The 13,338-nt window shown below is 59.8% G+C and carries 12 protein-coding genes; 4 read left to right on the forward strand and 8 right to left on the reverse strand.

Going from position 1 to position 13,338, the window contains the following annotated elements:
* Positions 1 to 9: 9 nt before the first annotated feature.
* From VH564_RS09715 to ychF, 3 genes are read right to left on the reverse strand one after another with little or no spacing between them, the layout of a single operon-like run.
* Complete coding sequence (locus VH564_RS09715; RefSeq protein WP_423339621.1) at positions 10 to 477, reverse strand: MaoC family dehydratase; 468 nt, start codon at positions 475 to 477, stop codon at positions 10 to 12.
* A complete protein-coding gene (locus tag VH564_RS09720; protein WP_423339622.1) occupies positions 474 to 944 on the reverse strand; it encodes a MaoC family dehydratase in 471 nt (156 codons plus the stop codon). The genes VH564_RS09715 and VH564_RS09720 overlap by 4 nt, the downstream gene beginning before the upstream one ends.
* A gap of 41 nt (positions 945 to 985) precedes the next feature.
* Entirely contained in the window at positions 986 to 2,089 is a 1,104-nt protein-coding gene (gene ychF / locus VH564_RS09725) for a redox-regulated ATPase YchF (protein ID WP_423339623.1), read from the reverse strand.
* Between the two features lie 307 nt (positions 2,090 to 2,396).
* Here ychF and clpS point away from each other — a divergent pair, with 307 nt between their 5' ends.
* A complete protein-coding gene (gene clpS, locus VH564_RS09730) occupies positions 2,397 to 2,708 on the forward strand; it encodes an ATP-dependent Clp protease adapter ClpS (RefSeq protein ID WP_423339624.1) in 312 nt (103 codons plus the stop codon).
* A gap of 35 nt (positions 2,709 to 2,743) precedes the next feature.
* Here clpS and VH564_RS09735 read toward each other — a convergent pair whose 3' ends face one another.
* The 5 genes from VH564_RS09735 to VH564_RS09755 all read right to left on the reverse strand — a co-directional run bounded on the left by VH564_RS09735 (position 2,744) and on the right by VH564_RS09755 (position 8,101).
* Entirely contained in the window at positions 2,744 to 3,313 is a 570-nt protein-coding gene (locus VH564_RS09735; RefSeq protein ID WP_423339625.1) for a YcxB family protein, read from the reverse strand.
* A gap of 4 nt (positions 3,314 to 3,317) precedes the next feature.
* Complete coding sequence (gene pth, locus VH564_RS09740; protein ID WP_423339626.1) at positions 3,318 to 4,046, reverse strand: aminoacyl-tRNA hydrolase; 729 nt, start codon at positions 4,044 to 4,046, stop codon at positions 3,318 to 3,320.
* Positions 4,047 to 4,138: 92 nt separating this feature from the next.
* On the reverse strand, positions 4,139 to 4,858 hold the full coding sequence (locus VH564_RS09745) for a substrate-binding periplasmic protein (RefSeq protein WP_423339627.1): 720 nt from the start codon (positions 4,856 to 4,858) through the stop codon (positions 4,139 to 4,141).
* 20 nt (positions 4,859 to 4,878) lie between these two features.
* Positions 4,879 to 7,245 carry a putative bifunctional diguanylate cyclase/phosphodiesterase gene (locus tag VH564_RS09750; RefSeq protein WP_423339628.1) on the reverse strand — a complete coding sequence of 789 codons (2,367 nt, stop codon included), beginning with the start codon at positions 7,243 to 7,245 and terminating at the stop codon, positions 4,879 to 4,881.
* 244 nt (positions 7,246 to 7,489) lie between these two features.
* Positions 7,490 to 8,101, reverse strand: coding sequence for a 50S ribosomal protein L25/general stress protein Ctc (locus VH564_RS09755; RefSeq protein WP_423339629.1), 612 nt, complete (start codon positions 8,099 to 8,101; stop codon positions 7,490 to 7,492).
* A gap of 350 nt (positions 8,102 to 8,451) precedes the next feature.
* On the opposite strand from VH564_RS09755, the gene VH564_RS09760 reads away from it, so the two are divergent.
* The 3 genes from VH564_RS09760 to VH564_RS09770 all read left to right on the forward strand — a co-directional run bounded on the left by VH564_RS09760 (position 8,452) and on the right by VH564_RS09770 (position 13,204).
* A complete protein-coding gene (locus VH564_RS09760) occupies positions 8,452 to 10,551 on the forward strand; it encodes a putative bifunctional diguanylate cyclase/phosphodiesterase (protein WP_423339630.1) in 2,100 nt (699 codons plus the stop codon).
* A 105-nt stretch (positions 10,552 to 10,656) separates the two neighbouring features.
* Positions 10,657 to 12,114 (forward strand): hypothetical protein, encoded by a 1,458-nt coding sequence (locus tag VH564_RS09765; protein ID WP_423339631.1) that lies wholly within the window; start codon positions 10,657 to 10,659, stop codon positions 12,112 to 12,114.
* A 124-nt stretch (positions 12,115 to 12,238) separates the two neighbouring features.
* Positions 12,239 to 13,204, forward strand: coding sequence for a helix-turn-helix domain-containing protein (locus tag VH564_RS09770; protein ID WP_423339632.1), 966 nt, complete (start codon positions 12,239 to 12,241; stop codon positions 13,202 to 13,204).
* The last annotated feature ends 134 nt before the right edge of the window (positions 13,205 to 13,338 follow it).

A 13,338-nucleotide genomic window follows, 5' to 3' on the forward strand; every position in this document is an offset into this window, starting at 1 on the left:
GCCTGGTCTTTATGCGAATTCGAGAACGCTACTCTCGAACCGAATGACTGGGACGCCGTCCTGATTTTCGCCTTCGCAGAGGATGGTATTGAGAATCCATCCCTCTCGGGAGGTGAGCTCCCGGCTCGACAGCAGCGTCACCGAATAGCGCACGGTATCGCCGGCAAACGCCGGCCGCAGCCATTGCAGGTTGCGGAAGCCGGGCGAGGGGCCAAGTTTCGGCGCGGACAGGCCCTGAAGTTGCAGGCGGGCCGTTTCTGCCGACCAGAAGGCGACGAAGGTCTTCATCCAGGCCGAGCAGCTGTGCCAGCCGGAGGCGCAGAGCCCGCCGAACAATGACTCCTTGGCCGCTTCCGGGTCGATGTGGAAAAACTGCGGGTCGAATTGTGTGGCGAAATCGATGATGCGCTCGGCGTCGAAGGTATAGCTGCCGATCTCGATCTTCTGGCCGATGGAATAGATCTCCGCCATCCTCATGCCGCGCTCTCCCCGGATGGCCGCGCGCGGAACATGATGGAGTTCTCGCCGAAGCACACGATCTCACCGCGCTGGTTCTCGACCTCATGACGGAACTTGACGATACCGATGCCGGGGCGCGAGCGCATCAGGCGTGCGTCGATCACCAATGAGCGGCCGGACAGCGTGTCGCCCGCAAGAACCGGCTTGCGCCAGTCCATGACGTCGATGCCCGGCGATCCCTCGGAGAGGGCCTTGGAGAGATAGCTGTCGAACATCATCCGCATGAACATCGACGAGGTATGCCAGCCCGAGGCGGCGAGGCCGCCGAGGATGCTGTTGCGCCCGGCCTCTTCGTCGAGATGCATGGGTTGCGGATCGAATTCCATCGCGAAGGCGATGATCTCGTCCGACTTCACCGCCTTCGGGCCGAGCGCAAAGCTGCGGCCGACGGTGAAATCTTCGAAGGTGAGCGTCTCGTCAGCCATCGCGGTCTCCTCCCGCTCCGAGCAATCCGGCTTGCGACGGATCAGGTGTTGAAGCGGAAGTGGATGACGTCGCCGTCCTGAACCACGTATTCCTTGCCTTCGTCGCGGCCCTTGCCGGCTTCCTTGGCGCCGACTTCGCCCTTGAAGTTAATGTAGTCGTCGAAGGCGATGGTGAAGGCGCGGATGAAGCCGCGTTCGAAATCGGTGTGGATGACGCCGGCAGCAGCCGGAGCCTTGGTGCCGCGCGGAATGGTCCAGGCGCGGGTCTCTTTCGGGCCGACCGTGAAATAGGTGATCAGGTCGAGCAGGCTGTAGCCGGCGCGGATCAGGCGGTCGAGACCGGCTTCTTCCAGGCCGAGGGCCTCGAGGAATTCCTTGGACTCTTCCTCCGGCAGCTGGGCGACTTCGGATTCGATCGCGGCCGAGATGATGACGCATTGCGAGCCTTGCGCCTTGGCCATTTCCTCGACGGCCTTGGTATGTGCGTTGCCGCTGACCGCATCGCTTTCGGCGACGTTGCAGACGTAGAGCACGGGATGCGAGGTCAGAAGGTTCAGACCCTTCAGGATCTCCAACTCCTCGGCATCGAGCTTCGGCAGCAGGGTGCGGACAGGCTTGCCCTCGTTCAGCAGAGCCAGCGATGCGTCCATCATCGGCAGCAGCGTCAGGGATTCCTTGTCGTTGCTTTTCGCGCGCTTGCGGGTCTGCTCGGTGCGGCGCTCGAGGCTTTCGAGGTCGGCGAGCATCAGCTCGGTGTCGATCGTCTCGGCATCGCCGACCGGGTTGATGCGGCCTTCGACATGGGTGATGTCATCGTCTTCGAAGCAGCGCAGGACGTGAACGACGGCATCGACTTCGCGGATGTTGGCCAGGAACTTGTTGCCGAGGCCTTCGCCCTTCGATGCGCCACGCACCAGGCCGGCGATGTCGACGAAGGAGATGCGGGTCGGAATGATTTCCTTGGAGCCGGCAACGGCGGCCAGCTTCTGCATGCGCGGGTCGGGGACGGCCACTTCGCCGGTGTTCGGCTCGATGGTGCAGAACGGATAATTGGCCGCCTGCGCCTGGGCCGTTTTGGTCAGCGCGTTGAAGAGTGTGGACTTACCGACATTCGGAAGGCCGACGATACCGCATTTGAAGCCCATGGCCGTGACACCTGCTCTACTGGAAATGTTTGGCTGTGCGTATGAGATAAAGGAGCATGGCGGTCAAGTCTTTCGGCGCTCGGAGGGTGGTTGTCTTGAAGCGGGTGTGGATTTGTCTTAGTTTGCGGGCTGGGAAGAGGTCTGCGCGGGTGCTTCGGCATCTCCAGCGCAACACCACTGGATACAGCGTCTTGCGGTGCGGTGACGATGCAGACTGTTGAGCCCTCATTCTTGAACTCGGCTTATCGCAGCGCAATATATGGCAGGTCGGGCTCACGGAGCTACGGCTTCAGGAGACGGATTTTCGATGAGTGGCAGCAGTACGAACCTCAAGCCGAAGACGGTGGTCAAGCCGAAGCTCGACAAGCCGAAGATGTATAAAGTTATCCTGATCAACGACGATTTTACGCCGCGTGAGTTCGTTATCATGGTGCTGAAGGCCGTGTTCCGCATGAGCGAAGAGGCTGGCCTGCGGATGATGATGACAGCGCATCAAAAAGGGTCCTGCGTGATTGTCGTCTGCGCCAAGGATATTGCCGAGACCAAGGCCAAGGAGGCCATCGATTACGGCAAGGAGGCGGGCTTCCCGCTGATGTTCACCACCGAACCCGAGGAGTAGGCCGGCAGGAGGGCTGTGCTGTCGGTTAGGTGGTGTCAGATGGGGAAAAGCTTGGCCGGGCGCAGGCCAGCCTGATCCAGGCGATTTTTCAGGCCTTTCGTCATATCTGCCGTGAGAGCCCGTTTGGGGAGAGCCAGATAGATGTGAGGTCCGAAAAAGAGGACGATGATACGGTCGTCCTCGCACCATGTGCGAAACTCTTTCCACCTATACAATTGATATCCGCTGTCGGTATCGACCCGCAGGCCCTCTTCGTTCCATTCGACGGTACACGGCGTGTTGCCAAAGGGCGACAGGTCGTAGTTGGTCGCCGTCCGTCGGCGATTGCGAATCCTGCTGAACTTCATCAGCGCGAGCAAACCGCAGAATATGGCGACGCTCATTGTCAGACACCGGATCGCCATGTCGAGCCGCCCCGGCGGCTCTCCCGGCAGAAACAGCGATATGGTGCATCCCAGCACAACGGATGTCACAATGAAGCTGCCAACAGGCCAACTGCTGCGTTGAAACAATTCGTTGCCCAGCGCAAACTCCTGTGACGTGAGCGTATAAGCCGTTTTATTGTCTTTCAGCGCGTCGTCAGGAGCCCATGGTGATGAAGCCATCGCGTCACTCCTTGCCGCCAAACAACTTCTTCAGCATGTCCGCCATCGGGCCGGTCGTCGGCAGGGCCTTGGGCTGGTTGAAGTTGCGGGCGGCGCGGATATGCGACTGGGCCGCAGGTTTTGCTGCGACTGCCGCCGGCTTGGCCGGCTTCTCTTCGTCCGGCTTTGCCCCAACGGCGAGCGCCAGGCGGTTCATGAGCTGCGAGTCTTCGCGCTTGACTAGCATGATTGCGTTATCCGCAATCGCCTCGATGAGTGGTTCGAGCCAGACCTTGTCGGACTTGGCGAAATCGCCCAGCACATGGTTGTTGACCAGTTCCTTCGATCCCGGATGGCCGATGCCGAGTCGCAGGCGTCGATACTCCTTGCCGCAATGGGCGTCGATCGATTTCAGGCCGTTATGGCCACCATGGCCGCCGCCTGTCTTGATACGGGTGCGACCGGCCGTCAGGTCCAACTCGTCATGGATCGCCACGAGATCGGCAGGCTGCAGCTTGTAGAAACGCATGGCTTCCGCCACCGATTCTCCCGACAGGTTCATGAAAGTCTGCGGCTTGATGAGCAGCACCTTCTCGCCTTCCAACTCGCCTTCGGCGATCTCGCCCTTGAACTTCTTCGTCCAGGGGGAAAAGCCATGGCGACGATGGATGGCGTCGACGGCCATGAAGCCGATATTGTGACGATTGGAGCGATATTGTGGGCCCGGATTGCCGAGGCCGGCGATAAGCAGCATGGCTTTCGTCCTTGCGCGAATGACGGAGCTGTTCATCGTCGCGAATGACATGCCAAGTCAAGCCGGATTACGGGATGTCGCCCGGCGCATCCTCAATTCTGCAGCTGCATGCCATACTGCTGGAATATCGCTTGCTGCCTGCCGTCGCTGATCAATCCATCCAGCGCCGTCTGCATCTTTCGCAGGAGATCCTCCGGAAAGTCCCTCTGGCAGGCGATTCCCATGGGCTGCTCCGACAGTACGACGACCTTTTCGAAGGGCTCGCCCTGCTTGACGAGCTTGTTGTAGTAGAGTTCCGACATCGGCATCAGGTCGATGCGGTCGTTGGTCAGCTTCTTGAACGCCGCCGTCATGTTGTTGGCGATGTCGATCCTCGGGAAGTTGAGCTTGCGCAACAGCGTTTCCGTATAGTCGTCGCGCCAGGTGCCGACCGAATACTGCTTGGCTTCCTCGATCGTCGTCGCTGTCACAGGAGTACCCTTGTGCTTGATCAGGAGGTTGCGGTCTATCAACAGCGGCTCAACCCATTTGAACAGCGGGTCGCGGTCAAGGGTGTGGGCAGTGACAAAGACGCAGCTCATCGGCGTGTTCCTCGCCTGCGCGTATGCCCGCGCCCAGGGCACGATATCGATCGTGTAATCCGCGATGCCTGCCATCAGCGACCTCACCTGATCCACTGTCGCGCCCTTGATGTCGCTGCCATCGCGGTAGTTGAACGGCGGATATTCCTCCGTGAGGAACGATATCGGCTCGGCCTTGGGAATAGGCGAGGCTGTGACCAGCATCAGAAGCGGCAGCATCAGTTTGAACATGGGCTTCTCCTTGATTCTGATCAGGAAGCGGCAGCCGCGGTCTCGCGATAGGATGCAGCGTCGGCTTTGAGGGTTTCAATTAGCACATTAGGATGTTGCGGGCGATAGAAGAGATAGCCCTGTCCAAAGTCGAGACCCATCGAAATCAAGGTGGCGCATTCGTCCTCTGTTTCGATCCCTTCGGCAATCACGGTGCAGTTCATCTTGTGGGACAGGGTGGTGATGCTTTCGACAAGCATACGGCTCTTGCGGCGAACATCCGGGGAGGCGTCATTGATCGCGCGGGTGAAGGACTGGTCGATCTTGATGATGTCGACAGGGAAGCGGTTGATGTAGCTGAGCGAGGAGTAGCCTGTTCCAAAGTCGTCGAGCGCGATGCGACAGCCAAACAGACAGATTTCATTGAGGACAGTCCGTATGACCGGGTTGTCGTCCATCAGCACGGCTTCGGTGATCTCGATGATGATGCGGTGGGGCCTGATGCTATGGCGCAACAGCAGCGTGGCAATCGCCGCGGGCAAGCCCGGCTCGAACTGCAGTGGCGAGAAGTTGATGGCGAGATAGGCATCCTTCATGCCGTCAATGGTCGACATCCGGGCGAGGCTTGCGACCGCCTTTTCCATGATGCGGTTGCCGATGCGGATGATCGATCCCGTTTCTTCGGCAATCTCCACGATAGCCTTCGGCGGCAGGATGCCCTTCTGTGGATGATGCAAACGCATCAGGGCTTCAAAGCCGGCGATCGAGCGGTCCTCAATATTCACGATCGGCTGCAGATAGGCTTCGAACCAGTCCTCGCTCAAACCGGTCTCAATGAAGCCCTCGACCTCGGCGCGGCTTTTGGCATCGTCGAGCATGCTGTTGTCGAAGACCTGCGCGCCGTTCTTGCCTTCGCGCTTCTTGACGTACATCGCCATGTCGGATTTCTGCAGCAGTTCCGAGGCATTCGCCGCATGGCGGGGATAGATGGCGATGCCGATACTGGCGCTGAGGCGGGCATCATCGGCAAAGGGCGTCTTGAAGATCTGGCCTATGCTCGCGGACATGGCGAGCGCTTTCTGCTCGGCATCGCTGGACAGCAGCAGGATGGCGAATTCATCGCCGCCGAGGCGAGCGGCAACATCGTTCGGCGACAGGTACTGTTGCAGGCGGGCGACCAGTTCGCGAAGCGCCGCGTCGCCAGCCGCGTGACCATGATTGTCGTTGATCCATTTGAAACGATCGAGATCGACGAACAGGCAGGCAAGCTCCTGGCCATCCATGTCGGCTCTGCCGATCATCTCGTCGAGCGCCGTCTCGAAACCCTGGCGGTTCAGCAGACCGGTCAGGTGATCGGTAATTGCCTGGCGGAGGTTGCGGTCCTCGGATTGCTTGAGGTCCGTCACATCCGTCATGACGGAAAGCGACAATCCGGACTGAACTGCGGTCGATTCGAGGATCAGCACGTCCATCACCCGCCCGTCCTGGCAGGGAAATTTGACGGTGACCTCTATGCGCGGCGCGGCGGTGCCGTCGGTCTGCTTGCGCTGCATGTATTTGTCGCGCGATTCCGGCAGCACGAGACCAGCAAACGGCCGCCCCAGGACCTCGTCGCGGTCATAGCCGGTGGCTGCCAGCCAGTAATCGCTCACAGCGGCGATACAGTCGTCACTGTCCAGAGAAAACAGCATGGCGGGAGTAAGGTTGTAGGTATCGGTCGCGCCTCGGTGGGCGAGCTTCAGTTCGGTCTCCTCGCGCTGGAGCTTGATCTGCATGGCATTGAAGCTGCGGGCAAGTCGCCCCATCTCGTCGTTCGACTGCCAGTCGACATGATGTCGCGAGCCAAGTTGCCGCGTTGCCTCGATGGCGTGCGTCAAGCGCATGAGGGGCTGGATCACGAAGATGCGGTTGCCGATCAACGCGGTGCCAAACACGGTCAACACCGCAAAGATGAAGATCGAGACGAAGACAATTTCCTCGCGCTTCAATCCATCGAAAAGACCGAGTTCGGGGTAGTAGACAGTAATTGTGCCCAGTGTCCTCCTACCGTCGATCGTCTGGTAGACAATCGGGCGGGAGATCGACTCCAGCGTGCCGGTGAACGACTTCGGGATCGTCGACTGGGTGATGTCGAGCTGGCCGGATGTATCGCGGACGTTGACCTTTACCTGGTCGCTTTCCGAAACGGTCGTGGCGCTGATCTGGGTGATGCTGTCTTCATCGAGATCCCACAGCGGCTTGGCCAGTGCCTGGGCATTGGCGACGAGGAGGACAGCGATGTGATCCCGGATTTCCTTGTCGGCGCGCTCCGAGGATAGGAAAAGAAAGAGGACGAACAGGGGCGCGACAAAGACAAGCAAGGCGCCGCAAACGATCGCAAAGAACCTGTTCTCGACCGAGTTGTTCATGTTCCGGCTATCTTCCCATAGTCGTAGTCACCGGCCCACTGCCGTCGAATTCGGCGGACCGCAACTCTGTCGGGTAAAATTTCACAGATGTGTTAAATGTTGCTGAAACGGCGGGGTTAACGATATTGCTCTGCAACACCCGCGAGCATGAGCTTGGGAACGCCATGCCGGTCTTCAAGAAGGCATAAAAAAACCCGCCGTCCCAAAGGGAGGCGGGTTTCGCATCTCAGAGTGCAGGAAAGCCTTAAGCTTCCTCCGTACCTTCTTCTTCGTCTTCGGTCACGCCGGCTGCCGGAGCAACGATGGTGGCGATCGTGAAGTCGCGGTCGGCGATGACGGGATGAACATCCTTCGGCAGAGTGACGCTCGAAATGTGGATGCTGTCGCCGATCTTCGCGCCGGTCAGGTCGACCGTGAAGAATTCCGGGATCTTGTCAGCTGGGCAATGAACTTCGACGGCATGGCGAACGATGTTGAGAACGCCGCCCTGCTTGATGCCGGGTGCCTTTTCGTCGTTGACGAAGTGAACCGGGATTTCAACGGTCACCTGGGTGTTGCCGGAGACGCGCAGAAAATCGACGTGCAGAACGAAGTCGCGGACCGGATCGAGCTGGTAGTCCTTCGGCAGAACGCGGTAGGACTTGCCATCGACGTCGACATTGACGATGGTCGTCAGGAAGCCGCCGGCGTGGACGCGCTTGGTGACTTCGTTGGTGTTCAACGTGATGGAAATCGGGGCCTGCTTGTCGCCATAGATGACAGCAGGAATGAGACCGTTGCGGCGAAGTTCACGGGCGGACCCCTTACCAACCCGTTCGCGTGCGTCGGCCTTGAGCTGATAGCTTTGGTTGCTCATGGCAATTCCTTTCAAGATTACTGGAGAGTCTTGCGCCTGGCGGCGAACCGCCCGGCAAGACCGGAGGACGGCCGAAACCGGCCTCATCCGCATTGCCTCCAAGGGTGTCTGCGCGGACGCGTGGCGTATAGTGCAAATGACGAAGAAAGGCAAGCTGGCAGTGGACTGACACGATCGCTTGATAATTGCCACCTTCGCTGCAGCCAGGGCAATGCATTCCAGCGGTGGGAGGTCTTAAGGTTGCGTTCGTGACAAGTTGCTTAACCATCGGAATAAGTGGCCAGATCTCGTTTACCGGAATTACTGTGCACCGTAGTAGGACTATCACCTATCTAACTTAGGTGGTTCTAATGTATAAGTTCTTGTACTGCATTGCTGGCGAGCACAGCATTTGGTCTCTGGTCGTCGCCGCAGCCATCTGTGTGTTCGGCTCCCTGCTGACAATGCGGTTGTTTTCGCGGGTGCGCCGGACACAGGGGCTGCAAAGCTGGAATTGGCTGTTTCTTTCCGGCTTCGTCGGCGGATCGACGATCTGGACAACGCATTTCGTCGCAATGCTCGGATATGAGATACCGGTCGCCTTTGGCTATGATCCGGGCCTGACCATCACCTCGCTCCTGTTCGCCATCGGTGTCACGCTCGTCGGCTTCACCATCGCGTCGCTCAATGCACAAAGCGCGCTCGTTGAAGCGGGTGGCTTGGTTATGGGCCTTGGCATCTCGCTGATGCATTTCACCGGGATCGCCGCCTATAGAGCCTCCGCTCAACTGGAGTGGGATTGGCGCTACGTCGCCGTGGCGGTTTTTTTCGGCGCTGCCTTCGGCGCGCTTGGCACTAGCCGCATTGCCAGGCCCGTGACGCGCTTTTGCCAGCACGGTGCCGCTTGTTGCCTGATCCTTGCCATCGTCCTTACCCATTTTACCGGCATGGCAGGACTGACGATCCTGCCTGATCCCACTATCGCGCCGCTGCCGGAAATGATCTCGCCGTCGATCATGACCGTTATCGTCTCGGCAATCATGTTCATCATTCTGGTGCTCGGCGCCTCAACCTACATTATCGACACCCAATCGAACCAGGCGGCGCTCGAGCGATACCGGCATCTCTCCCTCCATGACGCTCTCACCAACCTGCCAAACAGGGCCGCCTTCAACGAGCGCCTGGGCACGCTGATCGAGCGCACGATGGATGCGAGCGCCAAAGTTGCGGTGCTTTGTTTCGACCTTGATCGCTTCAAGGGTATCAACGACGTTCATGGCCACGCGGCGGGCGATTTCGTCCTGCGGGCGGTCGCCATGCGACTCACGAAGATCCTGACGCCCGGCGAGTTCGTTGCGCGTGTCGGCGGTGATGAATTCGTCGCCTTCATGGAGGAGGTCTATCTGCGCAGCGAGGCCAAGGCGCTTGCCCAGAGGATCGTTGATGAGGTGGGGCGGCCTATCGAGTGGAACGGCCATATTCTTGTCGTTGGTTGCAGCATCGGCATTTCGACCTTTCCCGGGCCTGCCTCGGATGTCGACGACCTGCTGTCGCAGGCCGATATCGCCATGTACCGGGCAAAATCAACCTTGACCAATTCGATCTGCTTCTACGATGCCTCCATGGATGAGGCAGCACGCGAGCGCAACGCGCTGGCGGTCGATATGCGAGCCGGCATTCGCGGCAGACAGTTCGAGCTGGCGTATCAGCAGCAGAACGATACCGTGACGAGAGAAATCGTTGGGTTTGAGGTGTTGCTCCGCTGGCATCATCCGGTTCGCGGGACGATATCGCCGGTCGAGTTCATTCCTATAGCCGAGAAAACCGGGTTTATCCAGGAACTGGGCGAATGGGTGCTCCGCACGGCCTGCGCGGAGGCGGCAACCTGGAAGCGGCCACTGCGCATCGCTGTCAACGTCGCGCCGCAACAATTGTCCGATCCGCGTCTGCCGGACCTCGTGCACAGTGTGTTGTCGGAGACCGGGCTGGCGCCGGAGCGGTTGGAAATCGAAATCACGGAATCCAGCATCATCTCGGATCACCAGCAAGCCTTGCGGGCCATCTGTCGACTTAAGGACCTTAACGTCAAGGTCGCCATGGACGACTATGGCACTGGCTATTCTTCGCTATCGACGCTGCAGAGCTTCCCCTTCGACAAGATCAAGATCGATCGTGCCTTCATTGCGGACGTTGCCACCAGCCGGCAGTCAGCGGCCATCGTTCGCTCCACTTTGATCCTGGCCGCCAGCCTTGACATTCCGGTGCTTGCCGAAGGTGTCGAACTCGAGGAGCATATGGACTTCTTGCGCCAGGAAGGCTGCACGCAGGTTCAGGGCTTCCTGTTTGGAAAGCCTGCGCCGCGCTCCGCTATCGAGGCCATCGTCAACGCCGAGGATGACCCGATGCCGACGCACGAGGTTGACGAAAGTCCGACACCCGCACCCCTCGTCATGCGAGCTGCCGCCGCCTGACAGTGGATGGCGCCGTTTCTTTGCCGCCAAGCGACAATCCGTGGTTGACAGGCCGTCTCCGGGTCTTCCACATTCCCCTGCCGTCCGGGTACAGGGAGAGTTGTCATGCGTTATCGCACCATTGCCGCCGCCGCCATATTTATCGTCGGCCTTTCAGGCTCATCCTATGGGGCGGAGGTCAACGAGCAAGGCGCCAAGGATCTGCGCAATACGCTCACCCGCTTTCTGTCGCAGGATATCATCGACAGCGGCTTCCTGACGGTAAAGCCCACCAGTGGCCGTTACGAGGTCACCTACGACCTGACCAAATTTCTCGACAGGATCAGCACCTCGAACTTTGTCGTCGAAGGGTTGAAGCCACTGTCGATGTTCGCTGAGCCGACGGCCAAGGGGCTGTGGAACATCGACGGCGACAACGCCTTCGACATTTCCGCGCACTCCAAGTCGGGCGAGGGCCCGGCCACGGACATGCGCTATGCGATGGGTTCGCTGGTCTACAGCGGCGTTTTCGACCCGGCGATCGGCTACATGCGCTCGCTGGATGTGACCGCACGGGACTTCAAGCTCTCGTCGGCGACGGGAGACGAAAGGATCGAGGCCGGGGCCTCCGGCATGGCCTACAAGCTGTCGTCCTTGGATACTGCCAAGCCCGGCACCATCGATATTCTGTCCAGCGGCTCCATGCCCGATTTCCACGAGAAGATTTCCAGCGCGGCGCCGGGTAGTGCGGAGATCAAGGCTGACAATGTCACCTTCGATGCGAAGGCGACGGGTGTGCCGATCCGGCAGTTGCATGCGCTGCTCAACTTCGTTCTCGATCATGCCAAGGCCAAGAAGCTTTCGAAGCGCGGCAGCGACAGGTTCGAGAAGCTCGTGCGCGACGCATTGCCGCTGTTTGTCTCGCTCGACGAGACAGCTGCGGCCAACAATGTTTCCGTTGTCACCGATGTCGGCAGGCTGGCGCTTTCCAAATTGACCTACTCCTTCAAGATGAACGGCCTGACGGAAGCGTCCAGCATCGGCTTCGGTCTTCGCGCGGAGGACATGAAGCTTGAGACCAGCGCGGTCCCAGCCGTCTATCAGGCGCTGGTGCCGGACGCTGCGGTGGTCGAGGTCGGAATTCCAGACATGAACTTCGCGGCCGCCGCGCATATCCTGCTGGACACCGATTTCTCCACCGGTGAGGGGCTTTCAACCGAAAAGAGCCAAAAAATCCAGCAGGCCGTGTTCCCGAATGACAGGCTGACGATCGATTTTCCCGAAATCAGCGCTCGCTCATCCGTCTATGACATCGAGGTCTCCGGCAAGATGACGTCCAACCTGCTGCAGACCAAGGAGTATGGGCTGCAGATGAGCGTGCTCGCCCGCGACTACGACAAGACCATTGCCTACGTCCAGAACGCCGCCAAGACCGATCCGGAGCTGAACCAGGTTTCCTTCGTCATGATGATGGCCAAGGGCTTTGCCAAGGCCGATCCCGACGGGCGGCAGCGCTGGGATGTGGGCGTTGCCGAGGACGGCACGTTCACCGTCAATGGTCAGGTCGTCACCGCACCGAAATAGCCGTGCGTGTCGTAGACGCGCTTCATTCAAATGTCGCGGGCGCGTCTGCACATATGACGCAGTTTTACATTGCGCGCGCCAACGTTTCGCGAGACAATCTGCCCAAAGCCTTCGGGAGGGGCAGATGCATAACCAGATTGCCCATGCAGAGCGTGTATATGCGAGCGCGCAGCAGAAGTCGGCGGCGGCCAGCTCGCCGATTATTGCTTCCTGGCAGCGCTGCATGTCCATGTATCAACTCACGCCGGAACAGAAGCGCTCGCCGCTGCGGCTGACGGATTATGAGTTCCAGATGGCGCGCGAGCGGTCCGCGCAGTTGATCGTCGAGGCCTCCGACGAGCTTGACCGGCTTTTCCTGACGATCGGCAAGGCCGGATGCTGCCTCTTGCTGACGGACAGCAAGGGTGTCGCGCTCGACCGACGCGGCGCCGGCAGCGAGGACAAGGATTTCCGCAACTTGGGCCTCTGGACGGGCGCGGTGTGGAGCGAGGCCAGCGCCGGGACAAACGGCATCGGCACGGCGATTGCCGACGAGCGATCGGTCTCCATCTATCGCGATCAGCATTTTCTGTCGTCGAACATCAAGCTTAGCTGCACCTCGGCGCCGATCCGCGACCATCGCGGCCAGCTGACGGCTGCGCTCGACATCTCCACCTGCCGTGACGACGTCAATGAGGCAGCCTTGGCTATCCTCACTCAGGCGGTGCGCGATGCTGCGCTGCGTATAGAGACCAACCTGTTCCGAAGCGCCTTCCGTGGCTCTCGCATCGTTATGGTTCCTTGCGGGGGAAACCCCACCGCCGCGCTGCTGGCGGTCGACAAGGACGATCTGATTCTTGGTGCGACGCGTGCCGCAAGGATGGCGCTGAAACTGGACGACGCGCTCATCCAGGCAGGCATCCCCGCATCCGACGCCTTGCATGAGGAAGGCCGCGACAGCGGCGCCGACCTGATGGAAGCCGAGAGGGCCGCACTCAGGCGCGTATTGTCGCGCAACAATGGCAATGTCTCCCAGGCAGCCCAGCACCTCGGCATCAGCCGTGCGACGCTGCATCGAAAGATGAAGAAGCTCTCGCTGCACCAAAGCTGAAAGGGGGGCGAGCGTTTTGCCTGCAAAGGCCTAGCCCGCTTGCAGTGTTCCACGTTGCCTAGTCTTTGATCTTTTGCCGATTGCGAAGGCATCTTCCTGTAGCACAAGTGACACACTGTGCGCTGCGGCATTGA

This window comes from Rhizobium sp. HT1-10 (assembly GCF_049472505.1).
Taxonomy (GTDB): Bacteria; Pseudomonadota; Alphaproteobacteria; order Rhizobiales; family Rhizobiaceae; genus Rhizobium.

Coding starts and splice junctions, on each gene's coding strand:
- VH564_RS09715 (WP_423339621.1), bottom strand. CDS start 477: ATGAGGATGGCGGAGATCTATTCCATCGGCCAGAAGATCGAGATCGGC.
- VH564_RS09720 (WP_423339622.1), bottom strand. CDS start 944: ATGGCTGACGAGACGCTCACCTTCGAAGATTTCACCGTCGGCCGCAGC.
- ychF (WP_423339623.1), bottom strand. CDS start 2,089: ATGGGCTTCAAATGCGGTATCGTCGGCCTTCCGAATGTCGGTAAGTCC.
- clpS (WP_423339624.1), top strand. CDS start 2,397: ATGAGTGGCAGCAGTACGAACCTCAAGCCGAAGACGGTGGTCAAGCCG.
- VH564_RS09735 (WP_423339625.1), bottom strand. CDS start 3,313: ATGGCTTCATCACCATGGGCTCCTGACGACGCGCTGAAAGACAATAAA.
- pth (WP_423339626.1), bottom strand. CDS start 4,046: ATGCTGCTTATCGCCGGCCTCGGCAATCCGGGCCCACAATATCGCTCC.
- VH564_RS09745 (WP_423339627.1), bottom strand. CDS start 4,858: ATGTTCAAACTGATGCTGCCGCTTCTGATGCTGGTCACAGCCTCGCCT.
- VH564_RS09750 (WP_423339628.1), bottom strand. CDS start 7,245: ATGAACAACTCGGTCGAGAACAGGTTCTTTGCGATCGTTTGCGGCGCC.
- VH564_RS09755 (WP_423339629.1), bottom strand. CDS start 8,101: ATGAGCAACCAAAGCTATCAGCTCAAGGCCGACGCACGCGAACGGGTT.
- VH564_RS09760 (WP_423339630.1), top strand. CDS start 8,452: ATGTATAAGTTCTTGTACTGCATTGCTGGCGAGCACAGCATTTGGTCT.
- VH564_RS09765 (WP_423339631.1), top strand. CDS start 10,657: ATGCGTTATCGCACCATTGCCGCCGCCGCCATATTTATCGTCGGCCTT.
- VH564_RS09770 (WP_423339632.1), top strand. CDS start 12,239: ATGCATAACCAGATTGCCCATGCAGAGCGTGTATATGCGAGCGCGCAG.